The following is a 20,797-nucleotide window of genomic DNA, read 5'->3' on the forward strand; positions in this document are numbered from 1 at the left end:
CCTTTTTCGTTCACCAGCATCCAGGCAGGGAACAAAACGAGGCAACATGCTGTCACTCAAACAGTACGCATCGGCAAAGAGGCAGAAAGGTCCTCGCTCCGCACCGAGAACACACGCTGAATATCAGCGAAATATCCACCGAAGTATACAATTCGGTCCGCATACTATACCGTAATGGTCTGCCGTTATCCATGCGAAATTCAAAAGGACGCAACATTCAAAAGGACGCTACCATGAAGATTAGAATCTCGAAACGGCTCGAAGGCATCATCGCCCGCACGGCCTTCGACACGACCAAGACCGGCGTAACCCGCTCGCTGAAGGATTTCCTCATGCTGGAGATGCTGCGCGAGGAGGGGTCGCTCGCCTGCCAGCTCCTCACGGCCCGTCTCAAGGAGTGGGAGCTGCACCAGGTGCGGCTCCGCATCGAACACGACATACTCTCCGTCACGGAGACGGAGCACCACGCGCCCGAAGAGTTCTTCCACACCTTCGTCGACGAGCTGCGCGCCTCGGCCGGACGGACGACCCGGTACATCACGACGGCCCATGCGCTGCAGGCCATCGCCGCCGACCGGACCACCGTCACGGCACACGTGCTGGAGCTCTATGGCATCACGGCCGAACGGCTCGCCGTCGAGCTGCAGCTGCTGCCCGACGAGAGCGGGCCCGGGGAGATGCGGCTCCGCCTGCCCGACTTCGACACCTCCGCTTCGCCGGCCGACAACGCATCGGCAAAAGGTCCGCACACCACGTCGCTGCTCGAAAAGTTCGGCATCGACCTCACGCAGCTGGCCCGCAACGGCGAAATCGACCCCGTGGTGGGACGCGAGCAGGAGATTGAACGCGTCGTGCAGATTCTCTCGCGCCGCAAGAAGAACAATCCGGTGCTCATCGGCGAGGCGGGCGTGGGCAAGAGCGCCATCGTCGAGGGGCTGGCCCTGCGCATCGTCGCGGGCGAGGTGCCCCACACGCTGGCGGGCAAGCGCCTCTTCGCGCTCGACGTCTCCTCGCTGGTGGCCGGGACGAAGTTCCGGGGCGAGTTCGAGGAGCGGATGCAGCAGCTGCTCGAGGAGCTGCGCCGCTCGAAGCAGACGCTGCTCTTCATCGACGAGGTCCACACCATCGTCGGGGCCGGCTCGACCCAGGGGAGCCTCGACACGGCCAACATCCTCAAACCGGCGCTGGCACGGGGCGAGCTGCAGATTATCGGCGCCACCACCTTCGACGAATACCGCACCGACATCGAGTCGGACGCCGCCCTCGAACGCCGCTTCCAGCGGGTGGTCGTCGAGCCGACCACCCCCGAGCAGACGCTGCGCATCCTGCGCAACATCGCCCCCGGCTACGAGGCGCACCACCACGTACGCTACACGGAGGAGGCGCTGCAGGCCTGCGTCGAGCTGACGGGCCGCTACATCACCGACCGCTACTTCCCCGACAAGGCCATCGACGTACTCGACGAGGCGGGGGCCCGCGCCCACCTGCAGGCCGCCCGCGAGCCCGAATCGCTGCGGCGTCTGGAGGCCGAGCTGACGGCCGCCCGGCGCGAGCACCTGAAGGCCGTCGGGCAGTTCGCCTACGAAGAGGCCGCCGCGGCCCGCAACCGCGAGCTGACGCTCCGCACGCGGCTCGGCGAGCGCCGCGACGCGTGGCAACGCACGCTCGAAAGCCGTCCGGTGGAGCTCACCGCACGCCACATTCGCGAGGTCATCACCGCCATGACGGGCATCCCCGCCGAGCGGGTTTCGGACGACGAGCGGCTCCGCCTGCAGCAGCTCGGGGAGTACCTCTCGAAGCGGGTCATCGGCCAGCAGGAGGCCGTCGAGCGCATCGTCCGCACCATCCGCCGCTCGCGCAGCGGTCTGAAGGAGGAGCAGCGCCCCCTGGGCATCTTCCTCTTCGTGGGGCCGACCGGCGTGGGCAAGACCCTGCTGGCCAAGGAGGTGTCCAGATGGCTCTTCGACGAGCGCCGCGGGCTGATTCGCATCGACATGAGCGAATATGCCGAGAAGCACAACGTCGCCCGCCTCATCGGCTCGCCGCCGGGGTATGTCGGCTACGGCGAGGGCGGGCAGCTCACCGAGGCGGTCCGCCGCCAGCCCCATGCGGTGGTGCTCTTCGACGAAATCGAGAAGGCACACCCCGAGGTCTTCCACACGATGCTCCAGCTCTTCGACGAGGGGTGGCTCACCGACGGCGCGGGGCGCAGCGTCGACTTCCGCAATACGATTGTCATCATGACCTCGAACATCGGTTCGCGCGAGGCCGCCCGCAAGGCCGTGCAGGTGGGCTACGCCACCGGTTCGAAGGAGGCGGGCGAGGCGCTCACGCCGCAGTTGGAGTACCGCAAGGCGCTCGAGCAGCGCTTCGCGCCGGAGTTTCTCAACCGCATCGACGACATCGTCGTCTTCCGCCCGCTCGAACGGGAAGATGTCGAGCGCATCGTCGAACTCGAGCTGCAGGCGCTGCGCGAGCGGGCCCGGAAGCTGGGGTACCGCATGCGCGTCACCGAGGGGGCGCGGCAGCGGCTGGCCGCCATGGGCTACGAGCGTCGCTACGGCGCGCGGGCGCTCCGCCGCACGCTGCTCGACCAGGTCGAGGAGCCCTTTTCGTCACTCATCATCGAGGGGCGGCTGCGCGAGGGCGACACGGTGGTGGTCGAGTCGGACCGCGCCCGGGGCGTACGGCTGCGCGTGGCTTGAATACAGTGGTGACCTGCGGCCGGGAACCGACCGTGAGCCGCAAGGAGCCGTCCGAGGGTCCGGTCGACCGTTTTTACGGTCGGCCGGACCTTTTTGTCGATTTTCCGGGCAACTTCGGCCGCATCACGGGCAAGGAAATCCGCGCCGGAACCGCTTCCTTTGCATCGAAACGAAAGATACGAACAACACACCCGACCGATTAACCCGCAAAGTCATGAAACTCCGCATCAATCCGCGCTACCATGCACTTGAACCCTTTGTCCGGCACCTTGCCGAGCCCGGATACTTCGACGCACACGGCCAGACGCTGCACGACGGGCGCAACACGCTCAAGCTCTTCGAGGTGGAGGGCATCCGCATCGTGGTCAAGCGCTACGGCCATCTGTCGCTGCTCAACCGTCTTCTCTACGGGGTTCTGCGCCGGAGCAAGGCCGAACGGGCCTACCTCCACGCGGCGCAGCTGCGCGAGCGGGGCATCGATTCGCCCGAGGAGGTTGCCTTCCTCGAAATCCGCCGCCGCGGAGTGCTCGCCGAGAGCTACTTCGTCTCGCTCTGCTCCGAGTTCGACTCCCTGCTGCCGGTCATGGAACTCGACCGTCCGATGGCCCGGCGGCGGGAGATTCTTGATGCACTGGCTGCCTTTCTGCTCCGCCTGCACGATGCCGGCGTCGAACACCTCGACCTCAACATCGGCAACATCCTCTACCGCCGGGAGGGAGAGACGGGATACGCCTTCCAGCTCATCGACACCAACCGCATGCGCTTCCGCCGCCACCTCACGACCCGCCTCCGGCTGGACAACCTGAGAAGGCTCACCTGCCCGGCCCCGGTCTACCTCTACCTGCTCGACCGCTACGCCCGGCTGATTCACACCGATGCCGACACCGTACAGTTCAAGGGGGTGCTCATGCGGCTCTTCTTCGAGAACCGGCAGCGGCTCAAGCGGCGGATGAAGAGCCGCATCCGCCGGGAGCGCTCCCGCTCCGGCGCAGTCGGCAGAGGCACGGCACCCGGGCAGACCGACACGCCCGGGAACGCTTCGGCAGAGCAATAGAGCCCTGCGAAGGCCTCTTAGCAACGGTCCGCAACAAAAAGCGCCGGGAATTTGCCCGCCTCACGGGGATTTGCTACCTTTGGCCGCATACCAACCCATCCCGACCCATGAAAAGGACCTTTTGCGGCTGGCTGCTGATGATGGTTACCCTCATCGGATGCACCTCCGACAACACGACGAACGAAACCCTTGCCCGCTGCGAACGGCGCGTTGCCGCAGCTCCGGACAGCGTCCTGCAGATTCTGCAGGAGATTCCCGCCGAACGGCTCCGCAGCCGTGCGCTGCGGGCCCGCTATGCGCTGCTCGCGGCCGAAGCGCACGACCGCACCGAAACGACGCCCGACAACGACTCGCTGCTCAAGGTGGCGTGGAGCTACTACGGAGAACGGCCTCAGGAGCTCTACGGACAGTGCAAGACGCTCTACTACCGCGGACGCGAACACCTGCGCCGGGGCGACAAACCCGGAGCGCTGCGGCTCTTTCTCGAGGTCGAGGAGCGGCTGCGCTCCATCGACGAGCCCTACTACACGGGGCTGCTCTACCTGCGCATCGGCGAGGTCTACCGCTCGGAGCTCAACTTCGTGCGGGCCTACCGCTACTTCCGCGACGCACGCGACCTCTTCATGCGTTCGGAACACCCCCGCGAGACAACCGAGGCGCTGCTGGGCATGACCGCCTCGGCGCTGCGCATGCGCGACCTGCAGCGTGCCCGGCGCGACTGCACCATGGCGCTCGAGCTGGCCGACGACCTGGGCGACGACACGCTGCGCCGGCGCAGCCTCGCCTTCTTCGCCACGCTGCACATCTTCTCGGAGGGGGACCCCATCGCCACCGACCTGCTGCGCCGCATCGAGCGCTCGGTCCGCCGCGACACCACCCCCGAAGGCTTCTGCACGCTGGCCCAGACGCAGCTGCTGCGCGGACGGCCCGACAGCGCACTGCTCTACCTGCAACTGGCCAAGGAGAAGGGCCCCGACGGCGAGGAGCTTCCGCTGCTGGCCTACACCGCCTTCCGCGCGCAGGCGGCCGCCCGCCGCTACCCCGAGGCCACACGGGAAATCCACCGCTTCATCTACCTCAACGACTCGCTCACGCGCACCGCGCTGCAGACTTCGGCCGGGATGATTGAAAAGGACTACTTCCGCGAGCAGGCCGCCTTCGCCGACTACCGCATGCAGAGCCGCCGCACGGGCGAACGGGTCGCCGTCGCCGCACTGCTCGTGCTGCTCATACTCATCGGAATGGTCATCCGCCAGCGGATGCGCCTCCAGCGCGAACGGAACGGACGCTCGCTCCAGCTGCTGCGCGAGGCCCGCGAGGAGTACCGCCAGATAGCCGAGAGCATGGTCGAGCGGAACGACACCGAGTCGCGGCTGCGCAGCATGATTGCCTCGCGCTTCGAGATTGTCGACCGGCTGGGCAAGAGCTACTACGAGCGCGAGAACACCGCCTCGGGACAGGCCGCCATGGCCCGCCAGGTCAAGCAGCTCATCGACGGCTTTGCCGAGAACGGCGAGATGCTCGCCGAGCTCGAACAGATGGTCGACGAGGCGCACGACGGCGCCATGCAGAAGCTGCGGGCCGACTTCCCCCGCATGAAGGAGGCCGACGCACGGCTGCTCTGCTACATCTTCGGCGGCTTCTCGCCCCAGGTCATCAGCCTCTTCATGGAGGAGAGCGTGGCCAACATCTATGCCCGCAAGTCGCGGCTCAAGTCACGCATCAAGGCCTCGGATTCGCCCCACAAGGGGCTCTTTACGGCCCTTTTGGAGCAGCCGTCAGGCGGGTGTTAGATTCCCGCGCGGAAAATTCGCGCAAAACGCTGATTTACAGCACCGATTTTTGAAAAGTGTTAGATTGGGGCGTCCGTATCGCAACTGGTTTTCGGTACGGACGCCCTACTTTTGCATTCGGAAACGCCCCAGTCCCGGACCGTCCGGGAGCGTTCGCAAAACGAACGTCCGACACATTCCAAAAATTTACACACATGAAACCGAATCAGATTCTTATCGCAATATTGGCAGGCGCGGCACTCATGACCGCCTGCAAGAAGGATGATGTTCCACCCTCGGAGAAGGATGCCGTCGTGCAAATCTCCGTACGCGACCAGAAGGGTACGCCCATCAACGGAACGCCCGTACTGATATACGACGAGGAGGGTTATGCCAAGTTCCAGAAGGAGCACAACACGCCGCCGCTCGATGTGGCCGTAACCCGGGCCGACGGCAACGTGGAGTACCGCTTCGCCTACGACAAGTGGCTGACGAGCGGTAAGCGCACCGTCACCTTCGTGGTCTACAAGGAGCAGGACGAGAAGAACTACGACATCTGGTCCGAGACGCGGACCCTCATGCCTTCGAAGAGCGAGCGGGTCGAAATCCGCATCGAGCTCGGGGAGAAGGAGGAGCCCAAACCCGGCACCGACCCCAAGCCCGAGCCCGGCGCGGGTGAGGAGCGGCAGCTCGAGATGTATGACGCCGACAACGGACGCACGCTCCTCGACGGAACCCTCTTCCTCGACACGAAGCACTACTTCGACGGCGGCGACACCCATATGATAGCCGATGCGGGCGAGGTGGCAGACCTCAAGGCGCTGGGCGAGCCCGTCTTCACGGAAATTGAGGACCTTGTTGCAGCTACACCCGGTCACGGATACTTCATCTGCAGGAATATGACTTTCAAGACCTTCCCGTCGGGGGCGCACGCCCTCGCCATCGGAGCCGAATACACGAAGGTCTACGTGGCCGGGTGGCTGCAGCAGGGCGACAAGAAGGTAGGCGTACGCCTCCACTACCAGACCGCGCAGGCCGGCACCGGAACATTGCCCGAACGGGGCCACACCTACGAAATGTCGCTCAAGGGCGAACACACGCTCGACGTCGAGCTGCCCGAGGCACCCGAGCTCTACGAGTTCGTGGCCCACGACAAGACGCAGCTCGAACTCGCGGGGACCCGCAACCGCATCACGGTGCGCGTGACCGACACAGACATTGCCGAGGGACGGGAGTATCTCTTCCACGTACGCTCGGGAGTGCTCTACACCGAACTCAAGGTCAAGATTGTAGCCTGAACAGAAAATCGTTTCAGCCGCCGGGAACCGGCCGTTCGAGGTCCCCTCGCCAAAGGGACAAGGGGGTATTTAATCGAGTATTTTAAAACGGCAGGGACTTCAGGGCCGGAACCGGCGGCATGAACGATTTATTCCAGGAAGCCTCACGGCTTCACCGACACCCGCCCGAGCAATCCGCCCAGGCGGGTGTTTTCTATTCCGAGACCGGCTCCCGCAGCTCACGCCCGGCAGATTGCCCCCGCCGGGTCCGGCAGGGATGCCGTATCCCGACCGAGCCGGTCCGACCACCCTTCCGTCTTAAGAAACAACCGACCCGACCATGCTTTTGCTTCTCTCGCTGCTCCTGCTGCGCGCCGGAGTAATCCTTCCCAACCGATTGCGCGATTCGGAATCGGGCCGACAGTAAGGCCGGCCCACCCGGCGCTCCGACGCCCCGGTACCCCAACGCCCCAACGCTCCAACGCTCCGGCAGAGTGTGAGGGGGCGACCCTCCGGAAACCGCGCAGAAAAATCGTACGGATTTTCGTTTTTCCCCGAATTAGCTTGTATCTTTGGAATCACAAACGCCAGACAAGCATGAAAACCAATCGGGAAGAGATTCTGCAACATGCCCTGCGACTCTTCATGTCAATGAACTACGAGGGTGTCAGCCTGCAGATGATTGCCCACAGCGTCGGACTGACCAAAACCGGAATCTTCAACTACTACCCCACGAAGCTAGACCTCTTCATCGCCGTGGCCGACCGCTACCTCTTCCACCTCCAGGACCCCGGGAACAAATTCGCCCCCTCGGACGGGTCGCTGCGCGACTTCATCGACAAATACATCGAAGGCGTCGAGCGCACCATGGACGAGATTGTACGTCTGGGCAATATCCGCCGCGAGGAGATGCCCGGACAGCTGGCCAACGCCGGATATTTCCACCTCTTCCAGCAGGTGCTCTTCTACTATCCCGACGGCAAGCGCAAACTTCACGAATGGATGGAAAAGGAGTTCCGGCTCTGGTGCGGCGTCATCGCCCGGAGTGTCGAACGGGGCGAACTGCGGGCCGACACAGATATTGAAGAGGCCGCCGCTCTGTTCCGACAGGTCTTTATCGGTCTCTCATACCAGATGTCCTTCGACAAAGGGCTCGATGTCGGGATTCTCCGCCGGCGATTCCTCTATATATACGGGCTGCTGAAGCGCTGAGCAGGCTCCCGGCGGCTTTTTTCACGAATTGAAGCAAAAATATGACCACACGGTCATATTTTTGCTTTTTTATGCTATCTTTGTCTCCGTAAAAAATGACCAACCGGTAACTTTTATGGAAAACAAACCCTTCGAACGCATCCAGCGGAGCTTCAACTACACGCCTGCGAGCATCTTTACGAACCAATGGTCGAACCTGGCCTTCGGCGCAGGAATGATTGTCATTCCCGCCATCTTCCCCTTCGGCCTCCGCATCCGCCACCTGCGGATTCTCTCGCCGGCGGTCTTCTCGACCATTCTGATTGCGGGCGGCGTGCTGCTGCTCTTCTTCACTTGGCGGGGCATGCGCAATGCCCGGGCGCTGAAGGCCGCGGGAGGAAAAATCACCGTCGACGGCACGCGCGTAACCTATCCCGAGGTCGAGAAGGGAAAGGTCGAATACCGCTCGTTCCTTACGACCGATATCGAGTATGTGAAGGACGACGAAGAGGAGCACCAGTGCAAGGTCAAGACGCCGGACAACTACATCGTCTTCGAGACACGCTATTTCGACTCCGAGGAGGAGTTCGAAGCCTTCCGCTCGCTGCTGGGATAAAACAAACCAACCAAAAACCATAACCCCATGAAAGCAATCATCACCCAATGGCTCTATGCCGCAGGTGCGGCCATGCTGGCACTGACCTCCTGCGGGTCGGGCGAAACCTATCCGATGGCCTCCGCCGAGGGACTTGCCAAAATCCGTGAACTCGTTGCAGCGAACGTCGACACCTCGCAGTACAAGATTTACACGGTGGAGTGGCGCGAGGACAACCGCGACCGCCAGCTGGAGAACATTCTCACATATATCGACGTCTACTACCTCGACGCCGACAACAACGACTACCACCTCTCGTTCCAACTCACCAACGGGAAGTTCACGACCGACGGTCCGGAGCTGAACGACCGCCGGAGCTACTCTTATGCATGCACGACGCCGCTCGACATCGCGGCCATCGACTTTGACTACCTCCAGAAAATCGGCGAACGGGCAGACTCTCTGGTTATGTCCGACGAGGAGGGCAAACACCTGACCCTGAAGTCGGCCGGGATGTTCCGTTTCCGGATGTGGCCGGTGGGGCTGAGCAGCGTCGACCGCTGGAACCACAGCGAGGAGTACCGCGCGGAGTCGAAGCAAATGCAGGTGCAGTTCGAACTGAACTACGTCGACGAGAGCGAATCGCCCGAATACCAGGGACGCTTCACCGTGACGAACTACTACACGGTCGCCTTCACGGCCAATGCCTCTGGAGAGGTCTCCATCGACAATTAACCGCACGGAAATGGGACTGATGGGCAACGCCCAGCCGATGGCGGGAGCGGACTCCGAACGGCATTTTGCGGCCGGAGTTGCCTGCATCTGCTGCGAAGCGTGGCCTATGGCCTACGTCTGCTTCGAGCGCTCCGCACGCGAGGACGCCCCGACACGCTACAACCAGGCTCTGTGCTGCTTCCATGTAGAGTGGTACGAAGAGAGCTACCGGCTGCTTGCGGAGGCCGAGCGGTTGCTCGACATCCAGTCTGCCGGAATCTCCGGGCCGGGTGTTACGTCCGCTCCGCGCCGGCAACTTCCAGAAGCTTTCCGCCGCTGGGATACCGACGGTGAATTGCCCCGCTCTCCGCTGCTGCCCGAGACACCGCGCGACGATGCCCTCACGCTGATCCTCCGCCTGCGGGCCGAGGCGGCCTTCCGACTGGGTCGCTGCGAGGAGGTTCGGACGATTGCCGCCCGCCTCGGGCACCGATACAAACATCTTGAAAACCTGCTCAAAACGATTGACCGATGACACCGCTCCGGGAACTCTACGACCTTTATTACTATCCGAACCCTGCAAAGGAGGAGCGCCGGCGACAACTCCTTGCCGAGATCCCGACCGACGCACGCGACGAGGAGAACTACGGCCGCACGTCGCTGCACCTCGCGGCGGAATTTGCCGACTGCGAGGCCATTGCTTCGCTGCTCGACCGCGGGGCCGGAGTGAACGACCGCGACACGGAGGGACACACGCCCCTCTTCCGTCTGGCCTCGCGCCGCAGCAGGGTGGCCGCAGAGGAAGAACAGATTGCCGCGGCGGCACGGCTGCTGCTGGATCGCGGCGCGAACCTTCCGCGTTCGGCTCGCGGCACGACGGCGCTGCTCGAGGCCGTGCAAAACCGTCACCACGCGATGGCCGCCGTGCTGATCGACTCCGGACAGCGGCTCGACTCCGCGAACAGCTACGGCGACAATGCCCTGCACAACCTCTGCCGGCGCGCCGCCGATACCGCACGGGAGATCGCCGGCAAGGAGCGTTTTATCGCCAGCTTCGGCGAACGGTGGGTCTCGGAGAAACAGCAGCGGGAAGCCCGCGAGGAGTTGGAGGAGCTCCGGGCGGAACAGATGCGCTGTTATGCAACGGCGGCACTGCTGCTCCACAGCGGGCAGATCGACCCCGACGAGAAAAATTCGGCCGGCCGACGTCCGTTTGACCTCGCCATGGAGGGCGGAGCCCAATGGGTGGGCGCCCTGCTCTCGGGCGGGGACCCGTTCGATGAACTCACCATGGAGACCGGCGGGATGAGCCTCTTCCAGACGCTGCGCAAAAAGGACCGGAAAGCGCTGGAGGCCCTGCTGCAGGCAGGTGTCGATCTCAATGCGGAGTGCGACGACCGCGGAATGAGCGACTGGACGGGCAAAACGCCGTTGGTCTGCGCGCTGGAGTGGGGCGAGACTGAAATCGCGGCAATGCTGCTCCGGGCCGGTGCCGACCCCGACCGGCGAACGACAAAGGGAATGGCTCCGTTTGCCGTCTGGATTGAGCAGGGATGCCGCGTCTCGGATGGCATGGAGCGGTTTGCGCCGCTCATGGAGCTCTTCGAAGAGCGGGGATGGCACCCCGATGCCCCACAGACGGGGAAAGACGAACGGGCCCTTATGCTGGTGTGCCAGCACGATGATTACGAACTGGCCATCTGGACCTTGCGGCGACTGCTGAAACAAAAGGTCGAGGTGAATGCCCGCGATGCGATGGGCCGCACGGCCTTGATGCATCTGCTGGGCCCGCACAGCGCCGGGCCGTATCAGCCGGAGATGCTGGAACGGCTGCTGGAAGCCGGCGCCGACCCCTGTGCCACGGACAACGAAGGACGTACCGTGCTGCACTATGCGGCCGAGGGCTACACGCATGCGGCGGCACGGCAGGCAGCCGAACTGCTCTTCGACTTCGGGCGGCCCGATGTCTCGGCCGCCGACAATGAGGGGCGCACGCCGCTCGACATTGCCCAGCGCAGCAACAACGAGTCGCTTGTGAAATTTTTGCTGAAACACGTCTGAAATCAACGCTATGGATACCTTCCAGACCTTTCTGAACGCCTGCCGCAACGGGCAGAAAAACATCGTAAAAATCCTCCTCGAACGGGGCGGCATCGACCTCAACCGGCGCGATGCCGAGGGCAATACGGCGCTCCATTACGTCTGCCGCGAAGGATACCGGGATTTGGCGGTGCTGCTGCTGGATAAGGGAGCCGATGCCTCGTTGGTAAACAACCGGGGCGAAACGCCGCTCCACGCCGCCGCCCGAAAGGGCAATCGCGAGATTCTGGCCCTTCTCCTCGATGCCGGGGCCGAACCGGATGCCGCCGACCGGGAGGGCTGCACGCCGCTGATGCGGCTCGTGGAGAACCGACGCACGGGTGCCGCGCTGTGGTTGATTGACCGCGGTGCCGATACCGAGGCTACGGACCAGACGGGACACCGCGCTCTGGACTACGCCACGGTACACGGGCTGACGGAGGTGGTGGCACGGCTGAGCCAAAACGGATCCGACGCGACGGACAGCCGTGATGCCGAAGGCAACACGCCGCTGCACCAGGCGGTCTACAACGATCAGGCCGAGGTCGTGCGTACACTGCTCGCGGACTCGAAAGCGCGACTCGATGCGCCGAACGATGCGGGCGAAACGCCGTTGCTGGTGGCGTGCGGACGCGGTAATCTGCACATTGCCCGGATGCTCCTCGACGCCGGAGCCGATGCCAACCGTCCGCTGTCCGACGGGACAACGCCGCTGCATTGGGCGGCACAAGCGGGCAATCGCTTCCTCGTGGAGAGACTGCTCGGGGCTGGAGCGTCGATCGATGCCCGCAACGGGGTGGGCGAAACGGCCCTGCTCATGGCGGCACGTGCCGGGAACAACGAAATAGTGCGCCTGCTTGTGAAGCGTCATGCCGAAGTCAATGCGGCAGACAACCTCCAGCACACTGCGCTCTACTATGCCGGAGAACGCGGCTTTTCGGAGATCGTCGAACTGTTGCTCACGGCCGGCGCCGAAGGATAAAATGGATCGAAAACCTTAAAACATACCGAACATGGCAAACGAGAAGATGAAACCCCAAAGCCCGGAGGAGATTGCCCGGGCGGCGCAGGAGGCGGCCTTGGAGCAGATGCGCGCAATGATGGGCTCGATTCCGGGGATGCCCGACATGGGCGACATGCAGGCACAAATCATGGCCCAGATGCAGGCTGCCATGCCCAATCTGGCGGAGATTCAGGCGCAGCAGGCCGCCATGGGAACGCTCGGAGGTGTGGATGCCGCCGCCGTAGCCGAGGCCGCACGACACAATATGGCGCAGGCCGCCGCAACCATGCAGGCGATGCAGGACGGGAGTCTCGAAAAGGAGTTGCGCGAAGCAAATGCCGCGGCGCTCGACTGGCTGGGCGAGGACGACGGCTGGGAGATCAGGCACGCCGCGACGTGCCGGCTGACTGCGGAGCAGCGCCGACTGATGGCTTTTGCCGCACCGCTGCTGGTCTATAACGATGAGGCGGTGGATGCCGTCGAGAGCGAGGTCCTGCCCGAAACCTACCGCGCGCAACTTCAGAGCTGGTGGAATATTACGGACCGCGAATCGACGCTCGAAATCGTCCGGTGGCTGCTCCTCGAAGGACACCATGCGGATGCCGACGCGGCGCTGGCGCTCATGCGCGGCGACCAGCCCGAAGCGGGCAATCCCGAAGAGAAGGCCGAGGATGTGCAGGCCATCGCGGAGTTTATGGTCGGAAACGGGTATTGTACGACCAAAACGCTTCCGCGGACGGTCATCGCGTGGGATCTGGTGCGCATCGCCAATCTCGGGCGCTGGGCCCTTCACGCCGGTTATCTCTCCGAGGAGGAGATGTGGCAGGTGATGCAAGTGGCGGCCGATGCCGCCCGCGAGCACTTCTCGTCATGGGAGGAGTACGGACGCAGCTTTGCCATGGGTCGCGGCGTCTGGCACGGCGACGAGGAGGATTGCCAGACCGCCTGGGAGATTGTCACCGCGCTGCTCGAAGAGGAACAGTCGCTCTGGCGGCAGATTCCATGGAACGCATAGCACCCCGACAACGCCGAAACGATGGAACGGGGACCTGAATTCTACGTGATGCTGGCCGCCGTGGCGGTCGGTGCCCTGACGTGGCTCTACCGCAAGGGCAGCCGGGTCTGGCGAACGGTGCGCAAGCTGCGCCGGTCGTTTCAGGAAATTTGCCTGAATCCGAAATCGACGCTCGATGACGAACACGGCCGCCAACTGGCCATCGGGGCGATGTACGCCTCGCAGCAGGGGGCCTGGCAGAATTCGCTGGAGACAGGGATTTTCGACGCGCTGCCCGAGATCGTGGGCGGCTGGTGGGGCATCGACTCCGCCGCCGAGGCCCGCAAGCAACTGGACTACCTTTGTGAAAAGGGATTCCGCTACTACTGGCCCACGGTGCTCGAAGCCTTTCGGCTCGACGGCCGCGAACGGCAGGACGAACTCCTCCAGCAGCGGATGACCTCGCAGGAGGATTACGACAAGGCCTCGTCGCAACTCGAAAACCTGCGGGAGACCTTTGACGAACTCCTCTCGTGCGGCGTGGTCGCCTCGAAGGAGGAGCTCGGCCGCTGCAACGTGACGGGCTGGGATGCCGGACGCATGGTCTTTCTGGCGCGCGCCTGCTGCGAAATGGGCTATCTCACCGAAGAGGAGGCATGGGCGTACATCGGCCGGGCCGATGCGCTGGCGCACAAGGCGTGCGGATCGTGGCGCGAACTGGCCATGAGCTACATCCTCGGGCGTTCGCTGTGGGGTGGCAAACGGGCCTATAACTCGGTGATGAAGACGACGGCCGACGTGCTGCTGAGCAACCCCAAGAGCCCGTGGGTGCGCTGCCCGTGGCAACAGAATGAATCAAAATCAGACCAATCATGAAATTCCGACTCTGGATTGCATCCATCCTTCTACTCGCCGCCACAGGCTGCGCAAGCACCCGTAAATCCAAGGAAATCAACCCACCTTTCGTGGCCTCCGAATCGACCTGGTTGTATCGGGATGCCGAGGTGGTAAACCGCCGTCTGAAACCCCTCGAACGTCCGCAGGTGCGCTTTGAGGTCGAGCACGCCATCCTGCACGGGGATTCGGTCTGGGTGGTGGTTCGCGCGACCATTCCCCACCGCTCAATCCGCCGCGGGGAGTGTTTCAAGGCCATAAGTGTTCTTCAAGCCTCCGAGGGCATCATGGAGCTGGGTGAGCTGTCGCTCGACTCGGGCCATTTCATGCCCGATGAAGAGGGAGACGTGGATGTGACAACCCGTCCCGGACGGATGCAGAACCTCTATCTCTCGTGGCGCTTTGCCTGGGACGAGCGCATGCGAATGAATACCTTCATCGTGGTCTTCGCCAGTTTGACCGACGGTCGCCACCTGTTCCAGTATCTGCCCCTGATGCTGCCGCTCTTCTGGATTGATGATACGAAGGATGAGTTTTACTGGCCCCGGTCGGCCGGGATTCCCGAGGAGGTCCTGCTCGACCGTTCACCCTTCGAAACTGCCGTCGAGTGATATGGAAAAAGTTATTCGGCGCAGATTCGGACTGCTGCTCGCACTGACACTTCCAATCTGGAGTGTACAAGGCGAACAGGCTCCGACAGACGACCTTCCCGACTTCAATGTTGTACCGGGAAACGCCGCCCGGGCGGTCCTGCTCCACGCCGCCACCCCGGAATGCGACACCGTGCGCAGCTGTCTCTCGATTGGGGCCGTTCAGCCGCGGGCTCGGGGTGACTACGAGATTTTACTCTCCAGCAACCAATACGCCGACCAAACTCCGACCATCATCACGGAGGAGGGGACACCGTTGACATGGCTTCGCAGTTCCTCTTCCGCATCCTGGAGCAACGGCACCATGACACGTATCTGCCGGCACTTCTATCGCTTCGCTCCCGCCAAAAAGGGCGAGTACCGGTTTCGCTGCCGGGACCTCTCGTTCGACGGGGTGGCCTACGACGGCGTACTGACGATCCAGGTCGGAGCACCGGAGCTAAATGCCGTTCCCACCTTTCTTTTTTATGGGTGGCGGGAATCGGTTGTCTGCTCCTCGTTGAAGTATTCATTCGGATTGGATGCCGCAACGAAGCCCGGGTCGATACGGCCGGCTTCATTCGGCGACACCGCAGGCTGCCGCTCAACGCCGAGGGGGTCTGGGCCCATTACCTGCTTCCAATCATGCTCCTCTATCTTCCGCTCTTCCTGGCTCTCATCACACTCACAGGGATGGCGTCCATTTCGACAAATGTGCTTCTCTGGACCTCGGGTGTCTGCGTCCCGGTGGCTTTCGTCCTCTTCCGCCTCCAATACCGCAGGCTTTTCTTCCTCTGGAGAAAAACGGTGCTGCCGCCAGAGCGGATCGACGCTTTGCTTCGGGAGCGGGCCGAGCAGTACGACTGGACGATCGACCACATGGACCGGGATTTTTTTGTCGCACACACCCATCCCGCATGGTGGAGCGCCACGTGGGGTGAACAGATCTTCGTCGCGCACGACCGCGGCGGCATCTGGATCAACAGCATCAATGACCTCGGCAAGCGCAGTTCGATCGTCTCGTTCGGATATACCCGCCGGAACATCCGCAGGGTGACAGAGGCAATCACTGCACAGGAAAAAGATATCCATTCACCAATATAAGCCCGATACCATGACACCGTTGAAAATCGCCCCGCTGCCCGGATGCACTCCCGGGACGGTCGAAAAAATCGATGCACTCAACCGCAAACTCGGATCGTTCATCCACGCTCCTCTCAATCTCAAGGAGGTGCTGCGCATGGAGCCGTTCGCCGCCGACACGGAGGTGGTGCGGGCCGTTGCGGCGACGCTCGACAACTACGCCATCCTCCCGACCTCGCCCGAGGAGCGCGAACGCCAACGCACGTCGGGCCTGTCGAAGGACTACGACATCGTGGGATTCTGGTATTGCGTGGCGCTTCTCGCCCTTTCGGCAGAGCCGGAGGCCGTGCGGTATCTGCTCGTGCTGGCGCGCATACTGATGGTCGAGGATCCCGCGGAGCTGTTCCTGCTGCGGCGCATCGTCCGTCTGCTGGAGGGATTTCCATTTCCCCACCTGCAGGAACTCAGAAGTCGGATTGAAGGCTTCTACGACACCGTTACGCACCAATTGGAGGCCTTCCGATGGCTGGAGGCCGCCAGGATTCCGTGGCCCGAGTCATACGAATGGGAGGTCATCACGCAATTCTCCTCCGACGGCGAGCCCTATGCCGACCCGGCGGCTCCGAAGAAAGAGCGGCGCAGGCGCGTGGTGCTGACACTCCAGCTGAACAGTCCCCGCAGCCTCTACGGCAGCTGTCGCCAGCACAACAGCTTCGAGATTTCGCTCCGCAACGACGACAACACGACGCGCGGCCTATGGAACGAAGGCCACGGCAATCTCTTCATCGAAGACCGCCCCGTGATGCAGCACCGGATGTTCACGCCGCTGCAGCTTCCGGAACTGTTCGACGTGCTCGAAGGGTTCGGTATCCGGCTGGTGCGCAAACCCGTGATGGTCTACACGAGTCAGGGAATCCGAAAGGCCCACGTGAAGGTGTTTCAGATGCTCGAGAATCAGCTCGGGCACAAGCCTTCGGAGATCGGACAAGCCGAAGAAGAGGCCCAGACGAAAGCAGAGGACGATGCGGGCGGCATGTCGGCAGGAAAAGCAGGGAAAGGCCAATTCCCGGAGGTCGAGCGGGCCGTAGAGGAGGCGCTGGACCTGCTCAAATACGACGGGGATGTGAACGACTCGCTGGCTGAGATGCGTAAAAAATGGGGCGAAGGGATTTCGGTGCTGCATGAAGCCCGATTCGACGAGATTGGGGTGCAATATGCCTGCCGCTCGCACGAAGAGGGACTTGCTGCTCTCGGGCAGGAGCTGACCTGCCACGGATACCGGCTCTACGACCTCGACGGCGACGATATCTACCTCCTCACGTTGCAACCGGAGGCTCACGTTGCGGATTTCGAAAAGGCTTGCGGAAAGGCGGGTCAATATTGTCGGCAGTTGAAGCAGCCAGGGCGTGCACCGGGCACTCCGGCCCGAGCACTCGATTCTAGGCGTACGATGCCCTGCGAAGAGGTGCCATGGCCCGATGATGCCGACTACATGCTCGACGCGCTGGCCGGCGACTTCTGCAGCGGGAGGTGGAAAAGCCGCGATGCGGAGGAGTGGCAGGGAAATTTCGTCGCCGACCTCCGCCAGCGGCCGCTGCAACCGGTCAAGGTGCGCTGGAACCGGTTTTGCTGCCTGACCTACTCCCCGGAGATGGATTTCTATGCGGCGTTTTACTACATTCCGCCCATGCAGTGCTGGATGCTTCTCGGGGGCAAGAATCCCCTGGAAGCGAACAGTTGGAAGCGGCTGTGCGACCTGCCAAAACAGGAATCGCCCTTTCTTTTCTTCGACCAGCGGCCCCGATGGTTCGGCCGCTACCTCTGCTTCGGCGACCGGCAGAGCGCCACGATCCTCACGATGAATCCGCAGGGAGTGGAGCGCGTCCAGCGTTTTCCCCTGCCCAAGGCGCAGCACCCTTGCAGGTTCGCCTGCGACGGACTCGGACGCATCCTCCTTGCACACGGCGAAGAGACCTATCGCTACGACAACGGCACGCTCACTCCGCTGGGCTTCCACATATTGAGCGGCGACGGGTTCAACGGCTCCATCCCTGTACCCGGAACCGGCCGACTGGTAATGTGCGGCTTCTCGAACCGGGAGGTGGTTGCCCGGCTGCTGGAACTCGACATCGACACGCGCCGCTGCCGGGCCACCCGTATGCAGAATGTGGATCCCTGGTCGAACCTACTCCCGTTTGGAGACGACTGGACGCTGATCAAAGGAGCTTGTGATTCGATGCGCCTGGATTTCGCCCGACTCTGGAATCGCCCGACGGGCGAAGTGCTACGCATCCATCCCGGGATGTTCGGCAGCGAAAAACTCGAACATATCGGACGGCTGAGCGATGGCCGTGTGGTGTTGACCACACTTCGCTCCCATGTGGGACAAGTCGTGCACTTTCCCGCGGATTTCTGGAATTTTCTCCGCTCGGCCAGTCGTCCGCAAACTCTGGAGCCGATGCAACCCTACGAAACACTCTATCCAGATATTCCGCTGACACTACCCGAAAGATCATAACAAAACATGCGCATGATTGGGTAAAAGAGGTGGATTAAAACATCTTTCACAGCACGTGTGGGGAAAATGTGGGGAAAATCCAGAAAATAAAAATCGCTTAATCCGTATATATCAACAGATTAAGCGATTTTCATGGTACCCGGAGCCGGGGTCGAACCGGCACGACATTGCTGTCATTGGTGTTTGAGACCAACGCGTCTACCGATTCCGCCATCCGGGCAGACTCTCTCACGGTCGAGCGAATCGGGACAGCAAAGGTATAAAAAATTCACCAATTCAAAAACTTTGGTCCGAATTTATTCGGTGTCAGCGACAAAAAGCGGTTGATTCCGCTCCTCCATCCGCCCCTACTGACCGACAGGCGTCACTGCTCGGGATGGAAGAAGGAGTAGATTCGCTGCGCCCGGGCGCTGCCCACCAGCGCCGACAGCTCGCCGATGTTGGCCGCGCGGACCTTGGCCACCGAGCGGAAGTGGGCCAGCAGCGTTGAGACGGTCTTGGCCCCCACCCCTTCGATTTGTTCCAGCTCGCTGTAGATGAATGCCTTGCTGCGTTTCTGGCGATGGAACGTGATGGCGAAGCGGTGCACCTCGTCCTGGATGCTCGCCAGGAAGTGGAACAGCGGCGAGGTAGGGCGCAGTCCGACCAGCAGCGGCGGATAGCCGCAGTAGAGTTCGGCCGTGCGGTGGCGGTCGTCCTTAGCCAGACCGGCAATCGGGATGTCGAGCCCCAGCGCCTCCAGCACCTCGTGGATGATGCCCATCTGCCCCTTGCCGCCATCGGCGATAATCAGGTCGGGGAGCTCGGCCCCCTCGGCCTGCAGGCGGCTGTAGCGGCGGTAGACCACCTCGCGCATCGAGGCGTAGTCGTCGGGCCCCTCCACCGTCTTGATGTTGAAGTGGCGGTACTCCTTCCGCGAGGGCTTGCCGTCGCGGAAGACGACACACGAGGCCACGGGGTTGGAGCCCTGAAGGTTGGAGTTGTCGAAGCACTCGATGTGGCGCGGCTGGCGGTCGAGGTGCAGCTCCTTCTGCAGGGCGTTCATCAGCCGCTCGGTATGGCGTTCGGGATTCTTGATTTCGAGGTTCTTGAGCTGCTCGGCCCGGTAGATGCGGGCGCTCTTCTGCGAGAATTCGAGCAGTTCGAGCTTCTCGCCGCGCTTGGGGACCGTGAAGGTCACCCCGTCGAAGAGCAGCGTCGTCGAGGGGAGGAAGGGGACAATCACCTCGCGCGCCAGCTCGCCGCCGCCAATCTGCTCGACGATGTGCTGGATGGCCAGCGTCAGCATGTCGCGCTCGTCAGCGCCGACACCCGTTGTCAGACGCACGGTCGAGACGCCGATGATGGAGCCGTGGCGGATGCGCACGAAGTTGCAGTAGGCCACATCGTCGTCGGGCAGCAGCGAGAAGACGTCGACGTCGCGAATCCGCGCGCTGACAATCACCGACCGCCCGGCGTAGTTGTCCAGCGCATCGAGGCGCTGCTTGTAGCGCTGCGCCACCTCGAAGCGGAGCGCCTCGGCCGCCCGCTGCATCTCCCCCTCGAGGTAGGTGCGCACGGGGCGCAGGTCGCCCTTGAGCACCGAGACGACCATGTCGACCAGCCGGTCGTACTCCTCCTCGCTCTGGGCCCCGATGCAGGGCCCCTTGCAGTTGCCCAGATGGTACTGCAGGCAGACCGTATAGCGTCCCCGGGCGATGGCCTCGGGCGAGAGGTTGAGCTTGCAGGTGCGCAGCGGCACCACCTCGCGGATGAAGTCCAGCACGCTGTGCTGCATCATCACCGAGCCGTAGGGGCCGAAGTACTGCGAACCGTCGCGCACGAGCGTACGCGTCGACTGCACGCGGGGGAAGGGCTCGCGCCGCACGACAATCCACGGATAGGTCTTGTCGTCCTTGAGCAGGATGTTGTAGCGGGGCTGGAGCGTCTTGATGAGCGAGTTTTCGAGCAGCAGGGCGTCGGTCTCGCTCCCCACGACGATGTGGCGGATTTCGACAATCTGCTTCACCATCACACGCACCTTGGCGCTGTGCTCACGGCTCTGTACGAAGTAGGAGGAGACCCGCTTGCGCAGGCTCTTGGCCTTACCCACATAGATGATGGTCCCCGTCCGGTCCACGAACTGGTAGACGCCGGGCGAGAGGGGGAGCCGGGAGACCTGCTCCTTCAGCGAATCGCGGACCGTTTCACTCATACGTGGTGCAAATGTAACAAATATATCACGAAATTTAAATTGATAAAAACCTCCTTTTTATTGTTTGTTTTTCCCCTTGTGCTATTTTTGTGCGA

General features: G+C 62.7%; 16 protein-coding genes and 1 tRNA gene. 15 read left to right on the forward strand and 2 right to left on the reverse strand.

The window, feature by feature from the left end:
* Positions 1–233: 233 nt before the first annotated feature.
* The 15 genes from B5F90_RS04590 (at position 234) to B5F90_RS04660 (ending at position 18,508) form a co-directional block, all read left to right on the forward strand.
* Positions 234–2,705, forward strand: coding sequence for an ATP-dependent Clp protease ATP-binding subunit (locus B5F90_RS04590; protein ID WP_087361629.1), 2,472 nt, complete (start codon positions 234–236; stop codon positions 2,703–2,705).
* A gap of 214 nt (positions 2,706–2,919) precedes the next feature.
* Complete coding sequence (locus tag B5F90_RS04595; RefSeq protein ID WP_087361630.1) at positions 2,920–3,759, forward strand: lipopolysaccharide kinase InaA family protein; 840 nt, start codon at positions 2,920–2,922, stop codon at positions 3,757–3,759.
* Between the two features lie 107 nt (positions 3,760–3,866).
* Positions 3,867–5,552, forward strand: a complete 1,686-nt coding sequence (locus B5F90_RS04600) for a hypothetical protein (RefSeq protein WP_143256102.1) — start codon at positions 3,867–3,869, stop codon at positions 5,550–5,552.
* A gap of 194 nt (positions 5,553–5,746) precedes the next feature.
* Complete coding sequence (locus B5F90_RS04605) at positions 5,747–6,829, forward strand: DUF5036 family protein (RefSeq protein ID WP_087361632.1); 1,083 nt, start codon at positions 5,747–5,749, stop codon at positions 6,827–6,829.
* Positions 6,830–7,405: 576 nt separating this feature from the next.
* Positions 7,406–8,020 carry a TetR/AcrR family transcriptional regulator gene (locus tag B5F90_RS04610; protein ID WP_087361633.1) on the forward strand — a complete coding sequence of 205 codons (615 nt, stop codon included), beginning with the start codon at positions 7,406–7,408 and terminating at the stop codon, positions 8,018–8,020.
* A gap of 115 nt (positions 8,021–8,135) precedes the next feature.
* On the forward strand, positions 8,136–8,615 hold the full coding sequence (locus tag B5F90_RS04615) for a hypothetical protein (protein WP_087361634.1): 480 nt from the start codon (positions 8,136–8,138) through the stop codon (positions 8,613–8,615).
* Positions 8,616–8,642: 27 nt separating this feature from the next.
* Entirely contained in the window at positions 8,643–9,329 is a 687-nt protein-coding gene (locus B5F90_RS04620) for a hypothetical protein (RefSeq protein WP_087361635.1), read from the forward strand.
* 10 nt (positions 9,330–9,339) lie between these two features.
* Positions 9,340–9,843, forward strand: a complete 504-nt coding sequence (locus B5F90_RS04625; RefSeq protein ID WP_087361636.1) for a hypothetical protein — start codon at positions 9,340–9,342, stop codon at positions 9,841–9,843.
* Positions 9,840–11,369 carry an ankyrin repeat domain-containing protein gene (locus B5F90_RS04630; RefSeq protein ID WP_087361637.1) on the forward strand — a complete coding sequence of 510 codons (1,530 nt, stop codon included), beginning with the start codon at positions 9,840–9,842 and terminating at the stop codon, positions 11,367–11,369. The genes B5F90_RS04625 and B5F90_RS04630 overlap by 4 nt, the downstream gene beginning before the upstream one ends.
* A gap of 10 nt (positions 11,370–11,379) precedes the next feature.
* The gene (locus B5F90_RS04635) at positions 11,380–12,369 is read left to right on the forward strand and encodes an ankyrin repeat domain-containing protein (RefSeq protein ID WP_087361638.1); all 990 of its coding nucleotides are present in this window, start codon (positions 11,380–11,382) and stop codon (positions 12,367–12,369) included.
* A gap of 31 nt (positions 12,370–12,400) precedes the next feature.
* The gene (locus B5F90_RS04640) at positions 12,401–13,405 is read left to right on the forward strand and encodes a DUF1266 domain-containing protein (RefSeq protein WP_087361639.1); all 1,005 of its coding nucleotides are present in this window, start codon (positions 12,401–12,403) and stop codon (positions 13,403–13,405) included.
* 21 nt (positions 13,406–13,426) lie between these two features.
* A complete protein-coding gene (locus B5F90_RS04645) occupies positions 13,427–14,260 on the forward strand; it encodes a DUF1266 domain-containing protein (RefSeq protein ID WP_087361640.1) in 834 nt (277 codons plus the stop codon).
* 89 nt (positions 14,261–14,349) lie between these two features.
* On the forward strand, positions 14,350–14,889 hold the full coding sequence (locus B5F90_RS04650; protein WP_143256103.1) for a hypothetical protein: 540 nt from the start codon (positions 14,350–14,352) through the stop codon (positions 14,887–14,889).
* A 663-nt stretch (positions 14,890–15,552) separates the two neighbouring features.
* Positions 15,553–16,011: a hypothetical protein gene (locus tag B5F90_RS04655; protein ID WP_143256104.1), complete on the forward strand. Its 459-nt coding sequence runs from the start codon at positions 15,553–15,555 to the stop codon at positions 16,009–16,011.
* 10 nt (positions 16,012–16,021) lie between these two features.
* Complete coding sequence (locus tag B5F90_RS04660) at positions 16,022–18,508, forward strand: hypothetical protein (RefSeq protein ID WP_143256105.1); 2,487 nt, start codon at positions 16,022–16,024, stop codon at positions 18,506–18,508.
* A 133-nt stretch (positions 18,509–18,641) separates the two neighbouring features.
* On the opposite strand, the gene B5F90_RS04665 is transcribed toward B5F90_RS04660, so the two are convergent.
* Positions 18,642–18,728 (reverse strand) — tRNA-Leu (locus B5F90_RS04665).
* 144 nt (positions 18,729–18,872) lie between these two features.
* Positions 18,873–20,702 (reverse strand): excinuclease ABC subunit UvrC, encoded by a 1,830-nt coding sequence (gene uvrC / locus B5F90_RS04670; protein ID WP_087361644.1) that lies wholly within the window; start codon positions 20,700–20,702, stop codon positions 18,873–18,875.
* Between the last annotated feature and the right edge of the window lie 95 nt (positions 20,703–20,797).

The sequence above is a fragment of the Alistipes sp. An31A genome (assembly GCF_002159425.1).
In the GTDB taxonomy this organism is placed as follows: domain Bacteria; phylum Bacteroidota; class Bacteroidia; order Bacteroidales; family Rikenellaceae; genus Alistipes; species Alistipes excrementigallinarum.

Excerpts from the sequence above, each read along its gene's own strand:
- B5F90_RS04590 (WP_087361629.1), top strand. The coding sequence starts at position 234 with ATGAAGATTAGAATCTCGAAACGGCTCGAAGGCATCATCGCCCGCACG.
- B5F90_RS04595 (WP_087361630.1), top strand. The coding sequence starts at position 2,920 with ATGAAACTCCGCATCAATCCGCGCTACCATGCACTTGAACCCTTTGTC.
- B5F90_RS04600 (WP_143256102.1), top strand. The coding sequence starts at position 3,867 with ATGAAAAGGACCTTTTGCGGCTGGCTGCTGATGATGGTTACCCTCATC.
- B5F90_RS04605 (WP_087361632.1), top strand. The coding sequence starts at position 5,747 with ATGAAACCGAATCAGATTCTTATCGCAATATTGGCAGGCGCGGCACTC.
- B5F90_RS04610 (WP_087361633.1), top strand. The coding sequence starts at position 7,406 with ATGAAAACCAATCGGGAAGAGATTCTGCAACATGCCCTGCGACTCTTC.
- B5F90_RS04615 (WP_087361634.1), top strand. The coding sequence starts at position 8,136 with ATGGAAAACAAACCCTTCGAACGCATCCAGCGGAGCTTCAACTACACG.
- B5F90_RS04620 (WP_087361635.1), top strand. The coding sequence starts at position 8,643 with ATGAAAGCAATCATCACCCAATGGCTCTATGCCGCAGGTGCGGCCATG.
- B5F90_RS04625 (WP_087361636.1), top strand. The coding sequence starts at position 9,340 with ATGGGACTGATGGGCAACGCCCAGCCGATGGCGGGAGCGGACTCCGAA.
- B5F90_RS04630 (WP_087361637.1), top strand. The coding sequence starts at position 9,840 with ATGACACCGCTCCGGGAACTCTACGACCTTTATTACTATCCGAACCCT.
- B5F90_RS04635 (WP_087361638.1), top strand. The coding sequence starts at position 11,380 with ATGGATACCTTCCAGACCTTTCTGAACGCCTGCCGCAACGGGCAGAAA.
- B5F90_RS04640 (WP_087361639.1), top strand. The coding sequence starts at position 12,401 with ATGGCAAACGAGAAGATGAAACCCCAAAGCCCGGAGGAGATTGCCCGG.
- B5F90_RS04645 (WP_087361640.1), top strand. The coding sequence starts at position 13,427 with ATGGAACGGGGACCTGAATTCTACGTGATGCTGGCCGCCGTGGCGGTC.
- B5F90_RS04655 (WP_143256104.1), top strand. The coding sequence starts at position 15,553 with ATGCTCCTCTATCTTCCGCTCTTCCTGGCTCTCATCACACTCACAGGG.
- B5F90_RS04660 (WP_143256105.1), top strand. The coding sequence starts at position 16,022 with ATGACACCGTTGAAAATCGCCCCGCTGCCCGGATGCACTCCCGGGACG.
- uvrC (WP_087361644.1), bottom strand. The coding sequence starts at position 20,702 with ATGAGTGAAACGGTCCGCGATTCGCTGAAGGAGCAGGTCTCCCGGCTC.